This window comes from Pseudomonas allii, assembly GCF_055380095.1.
Genome location: NZ_AP039450.1, coordinates 1,490,107 through 1,509,477, shown reverse-complemented (window position 1 = coordinate 1,509,477; position 19,371 = coordinate 1,490,107). Strand labels below are relative to the sequence as shown.

16 protein-coding genes are annotated in these 19,371 nt (G+C 60.8%); 13 read left to right on the top strand and 3 right to left on the bottom strand.

What is annotated here, in order from left to right; genetic code table 11:
• Nucleotides 1–65: 65 nt before the first annotated feature.
• The 3 genes from ACZ445_RS06760 to ACZ445_RS06750 all read left to right on the top strand — a co-directional run bounded on the left by ACZ445_RS06760 (nucleotide 66) and on the right by ACZ445_RS06750 (nucleotide 2,671).
• Nucleotides 66–932, top strand: coding sequence for a LysR substrate-binding domain-containing protein (locus tag ACZ445_RS06760; protein ID WP_058425218.1), 867 nt, complete (start codon nucleotides 66–68; stop codon nucleotides 930–932).
• 90 nt (nucleotides 933–1,022) lie between these two features.
• The gene (locus ACZ445_RS06755) at nucleotides 1,023–1,493 is read left to right on the top strand and encodes a RidA family protein (protein ID WP_058425219.1); all 471 of its coding nucleotides are present in this window, start codon (nucleotides 1,023–1,025) and stop codon (nucleotides 1,491–1,493) included.
• Complete coding sequence (locus tag ACZ445_RS06750) at nucleotides 1,490–2,671, top strand: aminotransferase class V-fold PLP-dependent enzyme (RefSeq protein WP_058425220.1); 1,182 nt, start codon at nucleotides 1,490–1,492, stop codon at nucleotides 2,669–2,671. The genes ACZ445_RS06755 and ACZ445_RS06750 overlap by 4 nt, the downstream gene beginning before the upstream one ends.
• Here the strand turns inward: ACZ445_RS06750 and ACZ445_RS06745 are convergent.
• Nucleotides 2,668–3,009: a hypothetical protein gene (locus ACZ445_RS06745; protein ID WP_058425221.1), complete on the bottom strand. Its 342-nt coding sequence runs from the start codon at nucleotides 3,007–3,009 to the stop codon at nucleotides 2,668–2,670. The two genes, ACZ445_RS06750 and ACZ445_RS06745, sit on opposite strands and share 4 nt — an antisense overlap.
• Before the next feature lie 219 nt (nucleotides 3,010–3,228).
• Between ACZ445_RS06745 and rapA the strand changes: the two genes are divergently transcribed.
• Nucleotides 3,229–6,075, top strand: a complete 2,847-nt coding sequence (rapA, locus tag ACZ445_RS06740) for an RNA polymerase-associated protein RapA (protein ID WP_058425222.1) — start codon at nucleotides 3,229–3,231, stop codon at nucleotides 6,073–6,075.
• A 168-nt stretch (nucleotides 6,076–6,243) separates the two neighbouring features.
• On the opposite strand, the gene ACZ445_RS06735 is transcribed toward rapA, so the two are convergent.
• Complete coding sequence (locus tag ACZ445_RS06735; RefSeq protein ID WP_058425223.1) at nucleotides 6,244–7,590, bottom strand: spinster family MFS transporter; 1,347 nt, start codon at nucleotides 7,588–7,590, stop codon at nucleotides 6,244–6,246.
• 251 nt (nucleotides 7,591–7,841) lie between these two features.
• Between ACZ445_RS06735 and ACZ445_RS06730 the strand changes: the two genes are divergently transcribed.
• The 3 genes from ACZ445_RS06730 (at nucleotide 7,842) to ACZ445_RS06720 (ending at nucleotide 12,993) form a co-directional block, all read left to right on the top strand.
• Nucleotides 7,842–8,207 (top strand): YkgJ family cysteine cluster protein, encoded by a 366-nt coding sequence (locus tag ACZ445_RS06730; RefSeq protein ID WP_310862672.1) that lies wholly within the window; start codon nucleotides 7,842–7,844, stop codon nucleotides 8,205–8,207.
• 139 nt (nucleotides 8,208–8,346) lie between these two features.
• On the top strand, nucleotides 8,347–10,611 hold the full coding sequence (locus tag ACZ445_RS06725) for a putative bifunctional diguanylate cyclase/phosphodiesterase (protein ID WP_058425226.1): 2,265 nt from the start codon (nucleotides 8,347–8,349) through the stop codon (nucleotides 10,609–10,611).
• A 204-nt stretch (nucleotides 10,612–10,815) separates the two neighbouring features.
• Complete coding sequence (locus ACZ445_RS06720) at nucleotides 10,816–12,993, top strand: hypothetical protein (protein WP_058425227.1); 2,178 nt, start codon at nucleotides 10,816–10,818, stop codon at nucleotides 12,991–12,993.
• Between the two features lie 222 nt (nucleotides 12,994–13,215).
• On the opposite strand, the gene ACZ445_RS06715 is transcribed toward ACZ445_RS06720, so the two are convergent.
• Entirely contained in the window at nucleotides 13,216–13,518 is a 303-nt protein-coding gene (locus ACZ445_RS06715; RefSeq protein ID WP_017530446.1) for a DUF2288 domain-containing protein, read from the bottom strand.
• Between the two features lie 341 nt (nucleotides 13,519–13,859).
• Between ACZ445_RS06715 and ACZ445_RS06710 the strand changes: the two genes are divergently transcribed.
• The 6 genes from ACZ445_RS06710 to ACZ445_RS06685 all read left to right on the top strand — a co-directional run bounded on the left by ACZ445_RS06710 (nucleotide 13,860) and on the right by ACZ445_RS06685 (nucleotide 19,363).
• Nucleotides 13,860–14,987, top strand: a complete 1,128-nt coding sequence (locus ACZ445_RS06710) for a branched-chain amino acid ABC transporter substrate-binding protein (protein ID WP_058425228.1) — start codon at nucleotides 13,860–13,862, stop codon at nucleotides 14,985–14,987.
• A 229-nt stretch (nucleotides 14,988–15,216) separates the two neighbouring features.
• Nucleotides 15,217–16,140, top strand: a complete 924-nt coding sequence (livH, locus tag ACZ445_RS06705) for a high-affinity branched-chain amino acid ABC transporter permease LivH (RefSeq protein WP_058425229.1) — start codon at nucleotides 15,217–15,219, stop codon at nucleotides 16,138–16,140.
• Entirely contained in the window at nucleotides 16,137–17,390 is a 1,254-nt protein-coding gene (locus ACZ445_RS06700; RefSeq protein ID WP_058425230.1) for a high-affinity branched-chain amino acid ABC transporter permease LivM, read from the top strand. The genes livH and ACZ445_RS06700 overlap by 4 nt, the downstream gene beginning before the upstream one ends.
• Entirely contained in the window at nucleotides 17,387–18,154 is a 768-nt protein-coding gene (livG, locus tag ACZ445_RS06695) for a high-affinity branched-chain amino acid ABC transporter ATP-binding protein LivG (protein ID WP_058425231.1), read from the top strand. The genes ACZ445_RS06700 and livG overlap by 4 nt, the downstream gene beginning before the upstream one ends.
• Before the next feature lies 1 nt (nucleotide 18,155).
• Nucleotides 18,156–18,857 (top strand): ABC transporter ATP-binding protein, encoded by a 702-nt coding sequence (locus ACZ445_RS06690; RefSeq protein ID WP_017844798.1) that lies wholly within the window; start codon nucleotides 18,156–18,158, stop codon nucleotides 18,855–18,857.
• A 200-nt stretch (nucleotides 18,858–19,057) separates the two neighbouring features.
• Complete coding sequence (locus ACZ445_RS06685) at nucleotides 19,058–19,363, top strand: BufA1 family periplasmic bufferin-type metallophore (RefSeq protein WP_058425232.1); 306 nt, start codon at nucleotides 19,058–19,060, stop codon at nucleotides 19,361–19,363.
• The last annotated feature ends 8 nt before the right edge of the window (nucleotides 19,364–19,371 follow it).

Below are 19,371 nucleotides of genomic sequence, written 5' to 3'. Positions count from 1 at the left end.
AGCGGGCGACAAAAGGCAGGTCATCACACAAAATCGCTGTTTTCCCGAACCAGGAGAGTCACCAGGTGGCACTGCACAAGGACCTTCCGCCGCTGCTGGCGCTGCGCGCCTTCGAAGCCGTGGCGCGGCACTTGAGTTTTATCAAGGCTGCCAGCGAGTTGTCAGTGACCCAGAGCGCGCTGAGCCATCAGGTGCAAAAGCTCGAGCAGCACCTGGGCAAACCCTTGTTTATCCGACGCACCCGTGCGATCGATCTGACCACAGACGGCCAACGGTACTACGACGAAATCCGCCCAGCCCTCGACGCCATCGCCGCCGCCACTCGTGCCCAACGGGTCACGCCCAGTGCCACCGTGCTGCGCATCGGTTTGCTGGCCTCCTTTGCCACCCTGTGGCTGGCGCCCCGCCTGGCCGGGTTCCTCAATCGCTACCCACATATTCAGGTGGAATTGTTGCCGGCCATTCAACTGGCGGACGTGGCAGGCGCCGAGGTCGACCTGGCCATCCGTTATGGCAAGGGCGACTGGCCCGATGTGCAGGCCACGCGACTGATGCCGGAAATCATCTCGCCGGTGTGCAGCCCGACGTTCAAGGCAGCGCAAGACAGTCCGTTGCTGATGGCCACTTCGCACCGCCCCTTTGAATGGACCGACTGGTCCGAGCACTATCAGGTCGACCTCGGTCACCACCCCCGCGTGATGCTGCACGACTACAACATCGTGGTCGAAGCCGCCGTGGCCGGCCAGGGCATCGCCATGGGTCGTCATCGCCTGATCGAGCGCAGGCTGCAGGACGGCAGCCTGGTGCAAGCCTTCGATTGGCCGCCCTATCACAGTGACATAGGCTACTGGTTGATCGCACCTCAAGGCACCCCCAGCGAAGCCGCCGCGTGTTTCAGCCAGTGGCTGAAGGAAACCTGCACTGACACGTGAGTTTTTTCGATACATCGCGTGAGATCTATCCGTTTGTCGCCCTTCAATACAGCCAACATGCTGAAGCCTCCCGACCCAAGAGGATTCATCATGAGCGACTCCCTCCGCCAACGCGTGCAAGCCCTCGGCCTCACGCTGCCCACCCCCAGCCAGCCGATCGCCAACTACATCAACCACGTGGTCAGCCAGAATCACCTGTTCGTCTCCGGGCAAATCCCGCTGGTGGAGGGTAAACCCGCCTATGTAGGCCGGCTGGGGGAATCCATCAGCGATGCAGAAGGTGCACAAGCGGCGGAACTCGCTGCGCTGGGCCTGCTGGGGCAGTTGAGCGATGCCCTCGGCGATGACCTGTCGCGCCTGGTGCGTACCGTGCGCCTGGGTGTATTCATCGCCAGCAGCGGCGACTTCACGCAACAGAGCGTGGTGGCCAACGGTGCCTCCAACCTGCTGGTCAACGCCCTTGGCGAAAAAGGCCGGCATGTGCGAACCGCCGTCGGCGTGTCCAGCCTGCCGGCCGGTGTGGCGGTGGAGGTTGATGCGATTTTCGAGCTGCGCCCATGAGCCCGCTTGAAGTCCAGCACTTGCGGGATGACACGCCCGGCTGCCAGTCCGGCATCGTGCATTTCAACCACGCCGGTGCTTCCCTGCCCAGCCAGGCAACCCTGGATGCGATCATCGAGCAGCTGCAACGGGAGGCTCGCGACGGCCCGATGGAAGCCGGCGAACATGGCGCCGTGCTGGTGGAAAGAGCCCGCCGCGCCGCCGCGCAACTGCTCAACGCCCCCACCTCGTCCATCGCGTTTGCCAGCAGTGGCTCGACCGCCTGGAGCCTGGCGTTCCAGGCCCTGGGCCCCTGGCAACCCGGCGACCGTATTCTGGTAGGCCGTCACGAATGGGGCGGCAACCTGGCCAGCATGGAACTGGCGGTGCAAGCGGGTGCCCGCGTGGAAGTCATCCCCTGCGATGCAAGCGGCGCAGTCTGCCCGGTGGCGTTGGAGTCGATGCTCGATGCCAAGGTGAAGCTGATCGACCTCACCTGGCTCCCGGCCAACGGCGGCCTGATCAACCCCGCCCAGGCCATCGGTGAACTGGCCAGGCGTCACGCCATCCCCTACTTCATCGACGCCGGCCAGGCCGTCGGCCAGGTGCCGGTGGACGTACAAGCGTTGCAGTGCGATGTACTCAAGTCCGCCGGAAGAAAGCATCTGCGCGGTCCACGCGGGACGGCGCTGTTGTATGTGCGGCCGGATTTCCTCGGGCGCTTGAACCCGGCCCAGCGGGACGTGTTTTCGGCGCCCTGGACCGCCCAGGGTTTCGACCTGCGCAATGACGCACGGCGCTTTGAAACCAGCGAGGCATCCTTCGCCTTGCTGGCCGGGCTGGGCAATGCGCTGCAGGAGATGAATCGGCTGGGCATCGAGCGCGCGTGGGAGAGGGTTTCGCAGACCAGCGCGCGAATCCGCGAAGCGTTACGTGGGATCGCGGGCATTACCCTGCATGACCTGGGCACTCTCCAGTCCGGCTTGATCGCCTTCAACCTGGCCGGGTGGGATGCGTTTGAACTCAAGCGGCGCCTGGGCTTGAAGCGCATCAACATCGGCGCCAACGGCGTGGCCTACACCCCGCTGGATATGCAGGCCCGTGGCCTGGACAGCGTGGCGCGGATCTCGGTCAGTCCGCTCAACAACGAGGACGATATCGAGTTGCTGCTAGCGGCTCTGCGCGAGTTGCGCGACTAAACCTCGACGTCCACCCACAGGCCCTGGCGCGGTGCATCTTCGATCAGCGGCGCCACTGGCACGGTGTTGTCGGCATTCAACACATCGCCCGGAATGGCCAGGTGCTGCTCCGGGTCTTCATCGGCTTCACGCCGGCGTCTCTGCTGTTCCTGCTGGCGGCGCTGTTCTTCACGCAGCAAAAAGGTCGACGTCTCGGCATCGCCTTTTTTCAGGTCGATGGTGCTCTCGTTGGAGCCCGGCTGGACCGGCACCACGGGCGGGATGTCCGGCTTCTGGCGCACCGGATCGAGTTGCGACGTGACCGGCACAACGCTGACGGGCAGCATGGGTGGAAGCATAGTGATTATTCTCCTGATCAACAGGCTGTCGGCGGGTTGCAGGGTGACTTGAGCACAGGCTCGCCAACCTGTGACCCAGTCGACACTCCCAAGTGCCCGCCACCCGTCGATTCGGCTTCCGGCCCCCCACGCAAACGGAGTAGTTTTTGTCAGAGTCCTTGGGCGTGGGGGCTTGTTCCGTTAAGATAGTCGGCTTTTTCACGGCGGGAGTCAGGCAGCATGGCGCAGCAGTATCAACCGGGGCAACGCTGGATTAGTGACAGCGAAGCAGAGCTGGGGTTAGGCACCGTTCTGGCACAGGACGGGCGCTTGTTGACCGTGCTCTATCCGGCCACTGGCGACACTCGTCAGTACGCGCTACGGAATGCGCCCCTCACCCGCGTGAGGTTCTCGCCGGGTGACAGCATCACCCATTTCGAAGGCTGGAAAATGACCGTGCAGGAAGTCGACGACGTCGACGGCCTGCTGGTGTACCACGGCCTCAATGGGCAGAACGAGCAGGTCACCCTGCCGGAAACCCAACTCTCCAACTTCATCCAGTTCCGCCTCGCCAGCGATCGTCTGTTCGCCGGGCAGATCGATCCGCTGGCCTGGTTCTCGCTGCGTTATCACACCCTGGAGCACACCAGCCGCCAATTGCAGTCCTCGTTGTGGGGCCTGGGTGGCGTGCGTGCGCAACCTATTGCGCACCAACTGCACATCGCCCGTGAAGTCGCCGACCGTATCGCGCCACGGGTCTTGCTGGCGGACGAAGTGGGCCTGGGCAAGACCATCGAAGCCGGCCTGGTGATCCATCGCCAACTGTTGTCGGGCCGCGCCAACCGCGTGTTGATCCTGGTTCCGGAAAACCTGCAGCACCAATGGCTGGTTGAAATGCGCCGCCGTTTCAACCTGCAGGTGGCGCTGTTCGACGAAGAACGTTTTATCGAAAGCGATGCCACCAACCCGTTCGAAGACACCCAGTTGGCCCTGGTGGCCCTGGAGTGGCTGGTGGACGACGAGAAGGCCCAGGACGCGCTGTTTGCCGCCGGTTGGGACCTGCTGGTGGTCGACGAAGCCCACCACCTGGTGTGGCACGAAGAAAAGGCCAGCCCTGAATACGCACTGGTCGAGCAACTGGCCGAAGTGATTCCCGGCGTGCTGCTGCTCACCGCCACCCCGGAACAACTGGGCCAGGACAGCCACTTCGCGCGCCTGCGCCTGCTGGACCCGAACCGCTTCCATGACCTCGCCGCCTTCCGCGCCGAGAGCGAGAACTATCGCCCGGTGGCCGAAGCCGTGCAGGAACTGCTGGACAAGGGTCGCCTGTCCCCTGCCGCACACAAGACCATCCAGGGTTTCCTCGGCGACGAAGGTGAAGCCCTGCTCACCGCCGTCAACGATGGCGACACCGAAGCCAGCGCGCGCCTGGTGCGTGAGCTGCTTGACCGCCACGGCACCGGCCGCGTGCTGTTCCGCAACACCCGTGCCGCCGTGCAGGGCTTCCCCGAGCGCAAGCTGCACGCCTACCCGCTGCCGAACCCGGACGAGTACCTGGAGTTGCCGCTGGGCGAACACGCCGAGCTGTACCCGGAAGTCAGCTTCCAGTCGCAGCCGGATGTCGAAGAAGAAAACCGCTGGTGGCGCTTCGACCCACGGGTCGAATGGCTGATCGACCAGTTGAAAATGCTCAAGCGCACCAAAGTCCTGGTGATCTGCGCCCACGCCGAAACCGCCATGGACCTGGAAGACGCCCTGCGCGTACGCTCGGGCATTCCGGCCACGGTGTTCCACGAGGGCATGAACATCCTCGAGCGTGACCGCGCCGCTGCCTACTTCGCCGATGAAGAGTTTGGCGCCCAGGTATTGATCTGCTCGGAAATCGGCAGTGAAGGCCGCAACTTCCAGTTTTCCCACCACCTGGTGCTGTTCGACCTGCCGTCCCACCCCGACCTGTTGGAACAGCGCATCGGCCGTCTGGACCGGATCGGCCAGAAACACGTGATCGAACTGCACGTGCCGTATCTGGAAACCAGCCCGCAAGAGCGCCTGTTCCAGTGGTACCACGAAGCGCTGAACGCGTTCCTCAACACCTGCCCGACCGGCAACGCCTTGCAGCATCAGTTCGGCCCGCGCCTGCTGCCGCTGCTGGAAAACGCCGACGACGGCGAGTGGCAAGCGCTGATCGACGAGGCCCGTGCCGAGCGCGAGCGCCTGGAAGAAGAGCTGCACACCGGTCGCGACCGCCTGCTGGAGCTCAATTCCGGCGGCGCGGGTGAAGGCGATGCCCTGGTCGAAGACATCCTCGAGCAAGACGACCAGTTCGCCCTGCCGATCTACATGGAAACCCTGTTCGATGCGTTCGGTATCGACAGCGAAGACCATTCGGAAAACGCGCTGATCCTCAAGCCCAGCGAAAAAATGCTCGACGCCAGCTTCCCCCTGGGCGACGACGAAGGCGTGACCATCACCTACGACCGCAACCAGGCGCTGTCCCGTGAAGACATGCAATTCATCACCTGGGAACATCCGATGGTGCAGGGCGGCATGGACCTGGTGCTGTCCGGCTCCATGGGCAACACCGCCGTAGCGCTGATCAAGAACAAGGCGCTCAAGCCGGGCACCGTGTTGCTGGAACTGCTCTACGTCAGCGAAGTGGTTGCACCGCGTTCACTGCAATTGGGGCGCTACTTGCCGCCGGCCGCCCTGCGCTGCCTGCTGGATGCCAATGGCAACGACCTGTCGAGCCGTGTGTCATTCGTGACCCTCAACGACCAGCTGGAAAGCGTGCCACGGGCCAGCGCCAACAAGTTCGTGCAGGCCCAGCGCGACCAGCTAACGCCACGGATCAACGCCGGCGAAGAGAAGATCACTCCGCAACATGCCGAACGCGTGGCCGAGGCCAAGCGCCGCCTGGCGGCGGACACCGACGAAGAACTGGCGCGGCTGACGGCGTTGCAAGCGGTCAACCCGACCGTGCGTGACAGTGAGCTGGTCGCTCTGCGCAATCAGCGCGAGCAAGGTCTGGCCATGCTGGACAAGGCGGCGCTGCGCTTGGAAGCGATCCGGGTGTTGGTGGCGGGTTGATCACTGCCCTGCCCTGCTAAATGAAAAAGGCCCGCGCAATGCGGGCCTTTTTCATTGGCCTTGGAGGCCCCATCGGGGGCAAGCCCCCTCCCACAATTGATCGGTGATCGATATGACAACCCAGTCAAATGTGGGAGGGGGCTTGCCCCCGATGGCGTCACCTCAATATCAAGCGGTCACCGCCGAAGCAGGCACCTCAACCACCCCCAACCCATCCTTCATCCGCTTGGCATCGCGCACAAAACTGCGCGACGCCTGGAACAGGAACAGCATGGTCAGGAACAACGCCACCGGAATCAGGTACATGGCGTCGTGCAATCCCACCGCCTTGTAAGCCTCGGTCATCTGCTGCGCCCCCGCCGCATACATCGCCGAATGGGCAAAGTGATCAGACAAGCCACCCACCACGATCGGCCCCATGCCACCGCCCAGCAAGTACAGGCCGGCGAAGAACAGCGCCATCGCCGTGGCCCGCAGGCGCGGCTCGACCACGTCCTGGATCGCTGTGTACACGCAGGTGTAGAAGTTGTAGGCAAACAACCAGCCCACGCTGAACAGCGCCACAAACACACCAATCTCGATGCGCCCGGCGTGCAACGCCCACGCGGTGGTCACCGTGGAAATGATCAGGCTGAACGCGGCGAACAACAGGCGACCGTTGGCCACCCGCTGATGGATCTTGTCGGCAATCCAGCCGCCCAGGGTCAGGCCCACCAGGCCGGTCAGGCCGACGATCACGCCGGTGGCGACCGCAGCATCCTGCAATGGCATCAGGAAGTAACGCTGCAACATCGGCACCAGGAACGAGTTGCAGGCATACGTCGCGAAGTTGAAGCACAACCCGGCCAGCACCAGCCACAGGAAGGTCGGCACCGCCAGCACGCGGCGGATCGGGCGGTCGACGCGCTCCTGGGAAACTTGCACGGTTTCTGCCGCGCCGCGCTTTGGCTCCTTGATATAGAACATGAACACCGCCAGGATCAGCCCCGGCACCGCAGCGATAAAGAACGGTGCACGCCAGCTGTCGAACGCCTTGACCATCCAGCCGATGGTGAAGAACGCCAGCAACAGGCCCAACGGCAGGCCCAGCATGAAGATCCCCATGGCCCGCGCACGGCGGTGTGCCGGGAACAGGTCGCCAATCAGCGAGTTGGCGGCCGGCGCATAGCTGGCTTCGCCAATGCCGATGCCCATGCGCACCAGTAGAAAGGTCCAGAAGCTGCCGACCAGGCCATTGATCGCCGTCAGCCCGCTCCAGGCGAACAGGCCCCAGCCCATCAGTTTGCTGCGCGAGCCGGTGTCGGCCAGACGCCCGAGCGGCAGCCCGGCAATCGCGTAGACGATGGTGAAGGCGGTGCCGATGATGCCGAGCTGGAAGTCGCTCAGGTGCCATTCCATGCGGATTGGCTCGATGATGATCGCCGGGATGGTGCGGTCGAAGAAGTTGAACAGGTTGGCCAGGAACAGCAGGAACAGAATGCGCCAGGCATTCGCCGCTTGGGTCGAGTTCTGCATGGGTCCGTCTCTTTTATTGTTATGAGAGCTGCGATGCCCGATGCATCCTGCCCGGTACCTGCAACATAGTCAGGCAGGGCCCGGTTGTCTGTAATGATTCGTAAAGCTGATAGGGCATGATTTTGCCCGGCAACACGGGACTTTCCCCACAAAAATATAAGTGCGCGCCCCCCTTCCCAATGGCCATGGCACGGATAGAATGGCGAGCCTTCCGTAGCATCCCCAACCTACTTTTCTTATCGATGACGCCCATGTCCGAAGCCAGTCCGTGTCTGAATTGCGGTGCCTGCTGTTCACACTTTCGTGTGTCTTTCTTCTGGGGTGAGTGCGCCTCGTCGGGGGGCACGGTGCCCGATGACCTGGTGGTGCAGATCAACCCGACCCGCGTGGCCATGATCGGCACCGACCAAAAACCCGCGCGCTGCTGCAGCCTGGAGGGTGAAGTGGGCCAGGGCACCCGTTGCACGATCTACGAGCAACGCTCCAGCGTGTGCCGTGAGTTCGAGTCCTCGTGGTACCAGGGCGTGCACAACGCCGATTGCGATGCAGCCCGCGCCGCCTTTGGCCTGGCACCGCTGGAAGAGCCTTTCGAACTGGCGTTGCCGATCAGCGCTTAGCATCAAACGCTATGGACGGCATGCCAAAATCGTAGAGAAGCAAAGTGCCATTACGACTTGCGAAATCTCCTACGCTTCTATACTCGACCTCATAGGTCATCGCCTCAGGCAGTGACGTGACTCTATGACGGGACATGCTATGGAATGGCTAGGTCTGCATTTTTTTACCGAGCTTCCAGAGAGCGGGCACTTATTACTCAATTGCAGTCATAACCCCTTTCTGGTGCTGCTCGCCTATCTGGTCGCTTGCGCGGCGGGCTTCGGCACGCTGGACATGGCCGAACGTGTCGGCCATGTCGAGGACCCTACCGCCAGACGCCACTGGCGCTGGCTCGGCGCCGGTTGCCTGGCAGGCGGGATCTGGTCCACCCACTTCATCAGCATGCTGGCGTTCCAGGCACCCATCGCAATCCACTACGAATTGTTGATGACGTTTGCTTCGCTGTTGATTGCGTTGGTCGCCTCGTTGTTCGCCATGCAGACCCTCAGTCATTCCAACCTGCGTTTCCACCAGTACCTGCTGGCGTCGGTGTGGATGGGCATTGGCATCGCCCTGATGCACTACGTCGGTATGTCAGCCATGCGCTCGCAGGCCAAAGTCTATTTCGAGTCGGGACTGTTCATGGCCTCGGTGGGTATCGCTATCGGCGCCAGCCTGGCTGCGCTGTTGCTGTCGAGCTACCTGCGTACCGGCGCCGGTGTGTTCCATCAGCTGCTCAAGTATGCCGCCAGCCTGGTACTCGGCGCCGGGATCCTGAGCATGCACTTTACCGGCATGGCGGCCATGCAACTCATCGTTCCCAACGGGGCCGACCTTTCGTTGCCACTGGATAACAACCCCATTCAACTGGGCTTGTCGGTGGCCGTCATCACCCTGCTGGTGATCGGCAGCAGCATCAGCGCCGCCCTGGCCGACAAAAAACTGCAGCACAAGGAACGCGACCTGCGGCGGGTCAACGCCCTGCTCAGCGAACTCGACCAGGCCCGCGCATCGCTGCAACAGGTGGCGCATTACGACGCCCTCACCAGCCTGCTCAATCGTCGCGGCTTCAATCAGATCTTTGCCGAGAAGCTCGCCGAAAAAACCGCGTCAAACGGCATGATGGCGGTGATCTTCCTCGATATCGACCACTTCAAACGCATCAACGACAGCCTCGGGCATGACGCCGGCGACCAGTTGCTCACCGTGCTGGCCGGGCATATCAAGGGCTCAGTGCGCAGCCACGCGGATGTGGTGGCACGCTTTGGCGGCGATGAGTTCTGCATCCTGATCAGCATCCACCACCGCGACGAAGCGCGGCACCTGGCCCAGCGCATCATGCAGCAGATGAAAGAACCCATCGAGCTGGCCGGCCGGCGCATGGTGATGACCACCAGTATTGGCATCAGCCTTTTCCCCGATGACGGCCTGACCTGCGAAGAACTGCTGAAAACCGCCGACCTGGCGCTGTACCAGTCCAAGGACGCCGGGCGTAACAACTTGAATTTCTTCAGCTCCAACCTGAAGACCCGTGCCTTCCTCGAACTGCAATTGGAGGAAGAACTGCGCAGCGCCCTGCGCACCCGCAACCAACTGGTGTTGTTCTATCAACCGATCTTTGACATGAAACTGGACAAGGTCACGCGGCTGGAAGCCTTGGTGCGCTGGCAGCATCCCCAGCACGGGTTGCTGGCGCCGGACCGGTTTATCGGCATCGCCGAAAGCAACGGGCTGATTGCCGAACTGGACCACTGGGTACTGCGCCAGGCCTGTCATGACCTGAGCCTGCTGTCTGACCGGGGCTACACCGATCTGACCATGGCGGTGAATTGCTCAGCCCTGAACCTGGCCCGTGATGAGTTGGCGGATGAAATTGAAGACGCCTTGCGCTTCAGCGGGATCGGCGCGAACCGCCTGGAACTGGAAGTCACCGAAAATGCGCTGATGGGCAACATCAGCAGCACCCTGGCGTTGCTGCGGCAAATCCGCGCGCTGGGTGTGTCGCTGGCCATCGATGACTTTGGCACCGGCTACTCCTCCCTCGCCTACCTCAAGCGGCTGCCACTCAACACGTTGAAGATTGATCGCTCGTTTATCCAGGATATTCCCAAGTCCACCGCCGATATCGAGATCGTCCAGGCGATTATCGGCATGGCCCACACCCTGCACTTGGAAGTCGTGACCGAAGGCGTGGAAACCCAGGCCCAGTTCGAGCTGCTGCTCAAGCATGGCTGCGACTTCGTCCAGGGCTACCTGCTGAGCCCGGCGGTGCCGGCCAGTGACATTATTGGCGTGATGCAGGGCATCAAACTGCGTAACCCGCTGTACCCGCATAGCACCCTGGGCGCCAAGGACAGCAGCGTCCCCAAAGAGCCGTCCCCTGGCCGGGGAGGTTCCACGTCCATCGTCAGGCCAATTCGCTGACGCCCAATCTTTGGCATTTCGCCATCATTTGCCTAAAGAACCCCGACGAACGGCCGATTCATCAGAGTCCGGCCGTGTTTTCCCTGAAATCATCGGGGTAAAACCCAATCGTCCAGGACAAGGACGCACTGTAAAGTCGCGAACACCCATTCCGTGATGGCCCCTTGACATGTTTCAGCCATCCGCCCAGGCACATGGCGCACAATGACTTCTAAAAATAACTCTGCCACCGTGGTATCCGACGTGTTGCTCCCAGCTCCTGCGGACACACCCTCAGATTCAAAGTCATTGAGCACCGCCCGCCCGCTGGCCACCCAGCAATACCTGTACTTCACCGAGACCAATACCGACCGCATCCTCGACAACCTCGACGGCCTGCGCGACATGGTGTTCCCGCGCCCGCCCCACCTGGAAGGCGACAGCGATCCGCGCAACGAACAGGAATTCCCCTCGGTGTGCCTGATCGGCCTGGGCCGCTGCGGTTCGAACATCGCGCTGGACGTGGCGGAACTGGTGTACAACGCGCGCAAGTTCTACCTGAACGAATTCAGCAACGAAGACAAGTCACAGGACAAGGGCTACAGCCCGGCCCAGTGGATCCGCAACAACCTGCGACTGGGCAGCGGCAAGGCCAGCAAACCGGTGTTCCTGGTGGAGCCGCTGGTGATGCTGGGTGACTTGGACAAGGACATCGCCGGGCGTATCCGCTTCTCGCGCAAAGGCGAGAAAAGCGGCTTCCTGCGCGACTACAGCAAGATGAAAATCATGGACCTGTCGGAGGTCCATGCCGGCGGCGCCGGTAACGCGCCGATCCTCGGCCAGTACCTGGCCAAGATCATCCTGAACAAAGACACCCAGCGTTTTTCCAGCCCCGACTGGAAGATGATCCACTCGTACCTGATCGACTCCTGCGGCATCAAGGCCAACCAGTCGCGCCTGTACTTTTCGATCTTCAGCGCTGGCGGCGGCACGGGTTCAGGCATGGCCTCGGAGTTCGGCCTGGCCCAGCAACACTCGTACATGAACAAGACCTTCGACACCAAGCCCGCCGACGAGCACGACAGCAAGAGCGGCCACGCCTTTGTGTTCGAGCCGATCTTCACCAGCGGCATCTGCGTGCTGCCGAACATTTCCGACCACCGCAGCGAAATGTCCGAGGCGCTGCACATCAACGCCGGGCGACTGCTGTGCAAATACCTGTCGGAAGAATGGGATTTTTCGTACAACTTCGCCAATGAAGACAGCAGCGAAGCCAGCGTGAAGGGGCGGATCCGGCCGTGGAACGCGATGATGCTGATCTCCAACGACATCATGCGTTATGCCGAAGAAAGCGATGACGGCAATATCCAGAACATTGACGTCAATGCCATGGAAAAACACGCCAACCAGTACATTTCCCAGCAGATCTTCAACATCCTCACCGCCCAGGCCGTGACCACCGACTACGACCAGAACTACTTCCGGCGCGCCGGCATCGACATCGGCGAAACCATTCGCCTGGATGCCAACGACCTGTTCATGAGCCTGGCCGGCCCGGTGGCGATTGCCTACGCCGAGTCCGTGGTCCCGGAAACCCCGGCGCCGTCGAACGACAAGTTCAAGGTGTTCGAGAAAGAGCCGCAGCGCCTGAACATCGACGACCTGTTCTTCCGTTCCATCGACCTGCCGCACTTCAACAAGGTCACCCAGGCCATCGAAGGCATCAGCCTGTTGCCAATCGAATCCAAGCGCTACAAGGCGTCCCTGGAACAGTACAAGAACTCTGGCTACGACGCCGCCGCGCTGCATGACCTGCACTTCTTCAAGAACTGCTCGTCGGTGGTGTCGATTGTGTCGCTGCCCAAGGACTACAAGTTGTCCTACATGGACTTGAACCGGCTCAAGACCCACCTCAACAGCCTGTTCCCCAACACCACGCTCAAGCGCTACGCCCTGGTGATCGGCGCCTCGGCCAACCTGTCGCTGACCACCCTGATCGCCAAGAGCCCGTGCCTGTCGGATGACTTCCTCACGTTGATCGTGGCCTTCATCAAACGCTGCTTCGCGCGTAACCCGTACCGCTTCGATGACACCCTGGACAACTCGATCCTGGACTTCATCATCCACGAGGACTTCGACGAAGACCGTATCGACGAGTTGCTCAACGAGTTCGAAAACCCGGCGAAGATCCTCGACACCAACTGGTACGCGATCAAGCCGATGTATGAGAAGAAGTACCGCGAGTTGATCAACGACAAAGAGAAGTTCGTGTCAATCAATGACATTCGCCTGTCACGGGATTGCGTGAAGAAGGCGATCAAGTACTTGCGTGAGATCTACCGCCACCGGATTGGCAAGACCAAGGTGATCTCGCTGAACAACCACACGGGCAAGACCGCCTGACCTGCCTGCAGGAGCCGGACCGCCGGCTCCTGCAATGCAATGCGAACATACCGGGAAACAATTTTACGGCGCTTGTGCCACGGGGATAACTGTTCCCGTGACGTTTACGTCACCCTCACCTGTGACCTTTCTCTACGGCAAGGTGCCATCACGGTGCCGGCGGTTACTCCGCTACACACTTCTGACAGCCTGAATTGCGCACCTTTTTAGTGCGCTCATTCTTTACGCCGCCCTTTCCTGGATCAGTATCCAGGGCGAAACCACCACCGCCCACAAGCTTGGATCACGCTCAACCAGGTCCAATGCCCGCGTCGCAGACACTTCGCCAAGGCTCCCCGCAGCCAGCCACGCGGCGACTTTGTCGCGGTTATCCTCGGCCATGCCTTCGGCTGCCTCGATCAAATCCAGGCCAGCGTCGACCCACAATAGGGCACCCTTGGCAAAGAACGGCTCAAGCTCCTTCCAGGAAATTTCGGCAGTTTCACCGAGCAGCTTGGCATAGAGGGTGCTAGGTTCTTGCGTCATGGGAGTTCACCTGAATAAAAAATCGGCGCAATCATAACGTCGAGCGTCAGGCAGAAAAACCCAGTTGCAAATGCGTCATCGATTGAAAGTGTCAGGAAAGCCAAGGATTGCCCGAAACTCTGGCATCACCCCGCCGCAATTCTGTCTTTTTCTTTCATTTAAGCGACACACCCGGGTTTTGCCCCCAGCAGCCAGCTTTTCAAGCGATCAACCGGCGCTCTACACTGTACCGGTACAGTTGCCAGGGCACTGCCGGGGGGATATCCGAGATATCTGATCCGGTTCTGCAGCTCACAAGGCCGCTAGAACTATAAAAAATACAACAGTAAGAGTGGAGCACTATGAATAAGGCTACTAAGCAGATTTCCAAACTGTTTGCCGCTATGGTCCTGGCTGGGGTTGCCGGCCATTCGTTCGCAGCCGACACCATCAAGATCGGTATCGCAGGTCCTAAAACCGGTCCTGTGACGCAATACGGCGACATGCAATTCATGGGTGCCAAGCAAGCCATCGCCGACATCAACGCCAAGGGCGGCGTCGACGGCAAAATGCTTGAAGCCAAGGAGTACGACGACGCTTGCGATCCTAAACAAGCCGTTGCCGTGGCCAACAAAGTGGTCAACGACGGCGTCAAGTTCGTGGTCGGCCACCTCTGCTCCAGCTCCACTCAGCCAGCCTCCGACATCTATGAAGACGAAGGCGTGATCATGATCACCCCGGCTGCCACCAGCCCGGAAATCACTTCCCGTGGCTACAAACTGGTCTTCCGCACCATCGGCCTGGACAGCGCTCAAGGCCCTGCGGCCGGTAACTACATTGCCGACCACGTGAAACCAAAAGTCGTTGCAGTCATTCACGACAAGCAGCAGTACGGTGAAGGCATCGCCACCGCCGTCAAACAGACCCTCGAGAAGAAAGGCGTGAAAGTTGCCCTATTCGAAGGCATCAACGCTGGCGACAAAGACTTCGGTTCGCTCATTCAGAAGCTCAAACAAGCCAACGTCGACTTCGTCTACTACGGCGGCTACCACCCTGAGCTGGGCCTGATCCTGCGCCAAGCCAAGGAAAAAGGCGTGAACGCCAAGTTCATGGGCCCGGAAGGTGTCGGCAACGACTCCATCTCGCAAATCGCCCAGAACGCTTCCGAAGGCCTGCTGGTGACCCTGCCGAAGTCGTTCGACACCGATCCGGCCAACAAGGCGATCGTTGAAGAGTTCACCAAGAACAAGCAGGACCCAACCGGTCCATTCGTGTTCCCGGCCTACTCGGCAGTTGAAGTCATCGCCGGCGGTATCGCTGCCGCGAAGTCCGAAGACACCGCCAAAGTGGCAGCCGCCATCCACGCAGGCACCTTCAAGACCCCAACCGGCGACCTGAGCTTCGACGCCAAGGGCGACCTGAAGGACTTCAAGTTCGTGGTCTACGAATGGCACTTCGGTAAACCAAAAACCGAAGTTTCCCCTCAGTAAGCCAGGCATTACTGGTCCAGCAAGCCCACTGTGAAAGCAGTGGGCTTTGTTTTACGAGGTTTATGGGCCTGACACCCGCGATCCGGGCGCTGGCTCACCTGAAAATCTTAAAACCGTCACCAGCGGTTCGCTGGCAAACGCTTTGTGCAAATGTGCTCACAGAACACAGCACGGGGCCGGAACATGACTCCACCAGTGAAATGCGTATCGGGTTTTTAGGAGCGCTGTAATGCCTGAGATCTATCATTTTTTCCAAACGCTGGTTAACGGCATGACCGTTGGCAGCACCTATGCCTTGATAGCCATTGGCTACACAATGGTTTACGGCATCATTGGAATGATTAACTTCGCCCATGGCGAGGTGTACATGATTGGCTCCTACGTGGCCTTCATCGCCCTTGCCGGGCTGGCCATGCTGGGTATCCACTCCCTGCCGCTGTTGATGACCGCTGCGTTCCTTGCATCGATCGTCGTGACCAGTGCCTATGGCTACAGTATCGAGCGCGTTGCCTACCGTCCCTTGCGTGGCAGCAACCGTTTGATCCCGCTGATTTCCGCCATCGGCATGTCGATTTTCCTGCAGAACACTGTACTGCTGTCCCAGGACTCCAAGGACAAGTCCATTCCCAACCTGATTCCGGGGAGCTTCTCCTTCGGCCCAGGTGGCGCACAAGAAGTGCTGATTTCTTACATGCAGGTCCTGGTCTTCGTCGTCACCCTGGTGGCGATGCTGGGCCTGACCCTGTTCATCTCCCGCTCCCGTCTGGGGCGCGCCTGCCGGGCCTGCGCCGAAGACATCAAGATGGCCAACCTGTTGGGCATCAACACCAACAACATCATCGCCCTGACCTTCGTGATCGGTGCTGCGCTGGCCGCCGTCGCGGCGGTGCTGCTGAGCATGCAGTACGGCGTGATCAACCCCAACGCCGGTTTCCTGGTAGGCCTCAAGGCTTTCACCGCGGCGGTATTGGGCGGCATCGGCAGTATCCCGGGCGCAATGCTCGGTGGCCTGGTGCTGGGTGTGGCTGAAGCCTTTGGCGCCGATATCTTCGGTGACCAATACAAGGACGTCGTGGCGTTCGGCCTGTTGGTTCTGGTGCTGTTGTTCCGTCCGACCGGCATCCTGGGCCGTCCGGAGGTTGAGAAAGTATGAGCAGATATCTTAAATCGGCGTTTTTCAGCGCCTTGCTGGTATGGGCCGTGGCCTTCCCGGTACTCGGCCTCAAGCTGAGCATTGTCGGCATCAACCTTGAAGTGCATGGCACAGGTCCCGTGACCCTGACCGTCATCGCCCTGTGTTCGGTGCTGATGTTCCTGCGCGTGTTGTTCAGCGATCAGTTCAATGCCTTGCTCAAGAGCAACCGTGGCCCGTTGGTATCGCCCAAGGTCAGCCAATTCCTGACCCTGCCGCGCACCCAGCGCTACATCATCATTGCCCTGATCATCGCCGCGTTGATCTGGCCGTTCTTCGGCTCGCGCGGTGCGGTCGACATCGCCACCCTGATCCTGATCTACGTGTTGCTGGGCCTGGGCCTGAACATCGTGGTGGGCCTGGCCGGCCTGCTCGACCTGGGTTACGTGGGCTTCTATGCCGTGGGTGCCTACACCTATGCGCTGCTCTCGCATTACCTGGGCTGGAGCTTCTGGATCTGCCTGCCGCTGGCGGGCATGGCGGCGGCGACGTTCGGCTTCCTGCTGGGCTTTCCGGTGCTGCGCCTGCGCGGCGACTACCTGGCGATCGTGACCCTGGGCTTCGGTGAAATCATCCGCCTGTTCCTGCGTAACCTCACCGATATCACCGGTGGCCCCAACGGCATCAGCAGCATCCCCAAGCCGACGTTCTTCGGGCTGTCGTTCGACCGTTCCGCCGCTGAAGGCATGCAGACGTTCCACGAGTACTTCGGGATCGACTACAACCCGGTGAGCAAAGTGGTGTTCCTGTACCTGGTGGCGCTGCTGCTGGCATTGGCCGCGCTGTTCGTGATCAACCGCCTGCTGCGCATGCCCATCGGCCGTGCGTGGGAAGCGCTGCGCGAAGATGAGATCGCCTGCCGCGCACTGGGCCTGAACCCGACCATCATCAAGCTCTCCGCCTTTACCCTGGGTGCTGCGTTCGCCGGTTTCGCCGGCAGCTTCTTCGCCGCGCGCCAAGGCCTGGTGACCCCGGAGTCGTTCACCTTTATCGAGTCGGCGATCATCCTCGCCATCGTGGTGCTGGGTGGCATGGGCTCGCAACTGGGCGTGATCCTGGCGGCGATCGTGATGATCCTGCTGCCGGAGATGATGCGTGAGTTCAGCGAATACCGCATGTTGATGTTCGGCGCCATGATGGTGCTGATGATGATCTGGCGTCCTCAAGGTTTGCTCCCGATGCAACGCCCACACATGGAGCTGCGCAAATGAGCCGCGAGATCCTGAAAGTCGAAAACTTGAGCATGCGCTTCGGCGGCTTGCTGGCGGTCAACGGCGTGGCCCTGACCGTGAAAGAGAAACAGGTTGTAGCGCTGATCGGCCCCAACGGTGCCGGCAAGACCACGGTGTTCAACTGCCTCACCGGCTTCTACAAGCCGAGCGGTGGCAGCATCCTGCTGGACGGCCAGCCGATCCAGGGCCTGGCCGGTCACGAGATCGCCCGCAAGGGCGTGGTGCGGACCTTTCAGAACGTGCGGTTGTTCAAGGATATGACGGCGGTCGAGAACCTGTTGATCGCCCAGCACCGTCACCTGAACACCAACTTCTTCGCAGGCCTGTTCAAGACCCCTTCGTTCCGCAAGAGCGAGCGCGAGGCCATGGAATACGCCGAGTACTGGCTGGACAAGGTCAACCTCACCGAGTTTGCCAACCGCCCTGCTGGCACCCTGGCCTACGGTCAGCAACGTCGCCTGGAAATCGCCCGCTGCATGATGACCCGCCCGCGGATCCTGATGCTCGACGAACCGGCTGCCGGCCTGAACCCCAAGGAAACCGAAGACCTCAAGGCACTGATCAGCGTGTTGCGTGAAGAAAACAACGCCACGGTGCTGTTGATCGAACACGACATGAAGCTGGTCATGAGCATTTCCGACCACATCGTGGTGATCAACCAGGGCACGCCTTTGGCCGACGGGACGCCGGAGCAGATCCGCGACAATCCTGAAGTGATCAAAGCCTATTTGGGGGAAGCGTAAAATGCTGCAATTCGAAAACGTTTCCACTTTCTACGGCAAGATCCAGGCTCTGCACAGCGTCAACGTGGAAGTGCGCCAAGGTGAAATCGTCACGCTGATCGGCGCCAACGGTGCCGGCAAATCGACCCTGCTGATGACCTTGTGCGGGTCGCCCCAGGCCCACAGCGGCAGCATCCGCTACATGGGTGAAGAGCTGGTGGGGCAGCAGTCGTCCCACATCATGCGCAAGAGCATTGCGGTCGTGCCGGAAGGCCGCCGCGTGTTCTCGCGCCTGACGGTCGAAGAAAACCTCGCCATGGGCGGCTTCTTCACCGACAAGGGCGACTATCAGGAGCAGATGGACAAGGTGCTGCACCTGTTCCCTCGGCTCAAGGAACGCTTCAGCCAGCGCGGCGGCACCATGTCCGGCGGCGAGCAGCAAATGCTCGCCATCGGCCGGGCGCTGATGAGCAAGCCCAAGTTGTTGCTGCTGGACGAACCTTCCCTGGGCCTGGCGCCGATCATCATCCAGCAGATCTTCGACATCATCGAACAACTGCGCAAGGACGGTGTGACGGTGTTCCTGGTGGAGCAGAACGCCAACCAGGCCTTGAAGATTGCTGACCGCGCCTACGTGCTGGAAAACGGCCGGGTGGTGATGCAGGGCACGGGCGAGCAGTTGCTGACCGATCCGAAGGTACGTGAGGCGTACTTGGGCGGGTAATCGCTCCACTCTTGAAAACGGCCTTTACAGGCCGTTTTTTTATGGCTGATAGAACGCTCATCTCGACACGACAGCTCAATATCCTACAAAAATAAAAGAAATTTCAGATCCGTCTGTAACGTACGAATCTCGACGTTCTCTAGTAGGTTAAGCAAGCATCATCGCTTCCTTGACTGACCTTATTAAATTGGAGAAACACCATGAAAACTTCGAACCGTTCCCTGTCTGCTGCTTCCCTGATCCTGGCCTTGGGTTCTGCCCTGAGCCTGTCCACTCTGACCACCACCGCCCACGCTGCCGACGACATGCAGAAATGCTTCGGCGTCGCTGAAGCTGGCAAGAACGATTGCGCCGCAGGCGCCGGCACTTCCTGCGCCGGCACCTCGAAAGTCAAAGACCAGGCCAACGCCTGGAAGCTGGTCCCTGCCGGCACCTGCCTCAAAACCCCAAGCTCCACCTCGCCGACCGGTTTCGGCCAGGAAGCGGCCTTCACCGCTAAATCCTGATCCCTCGC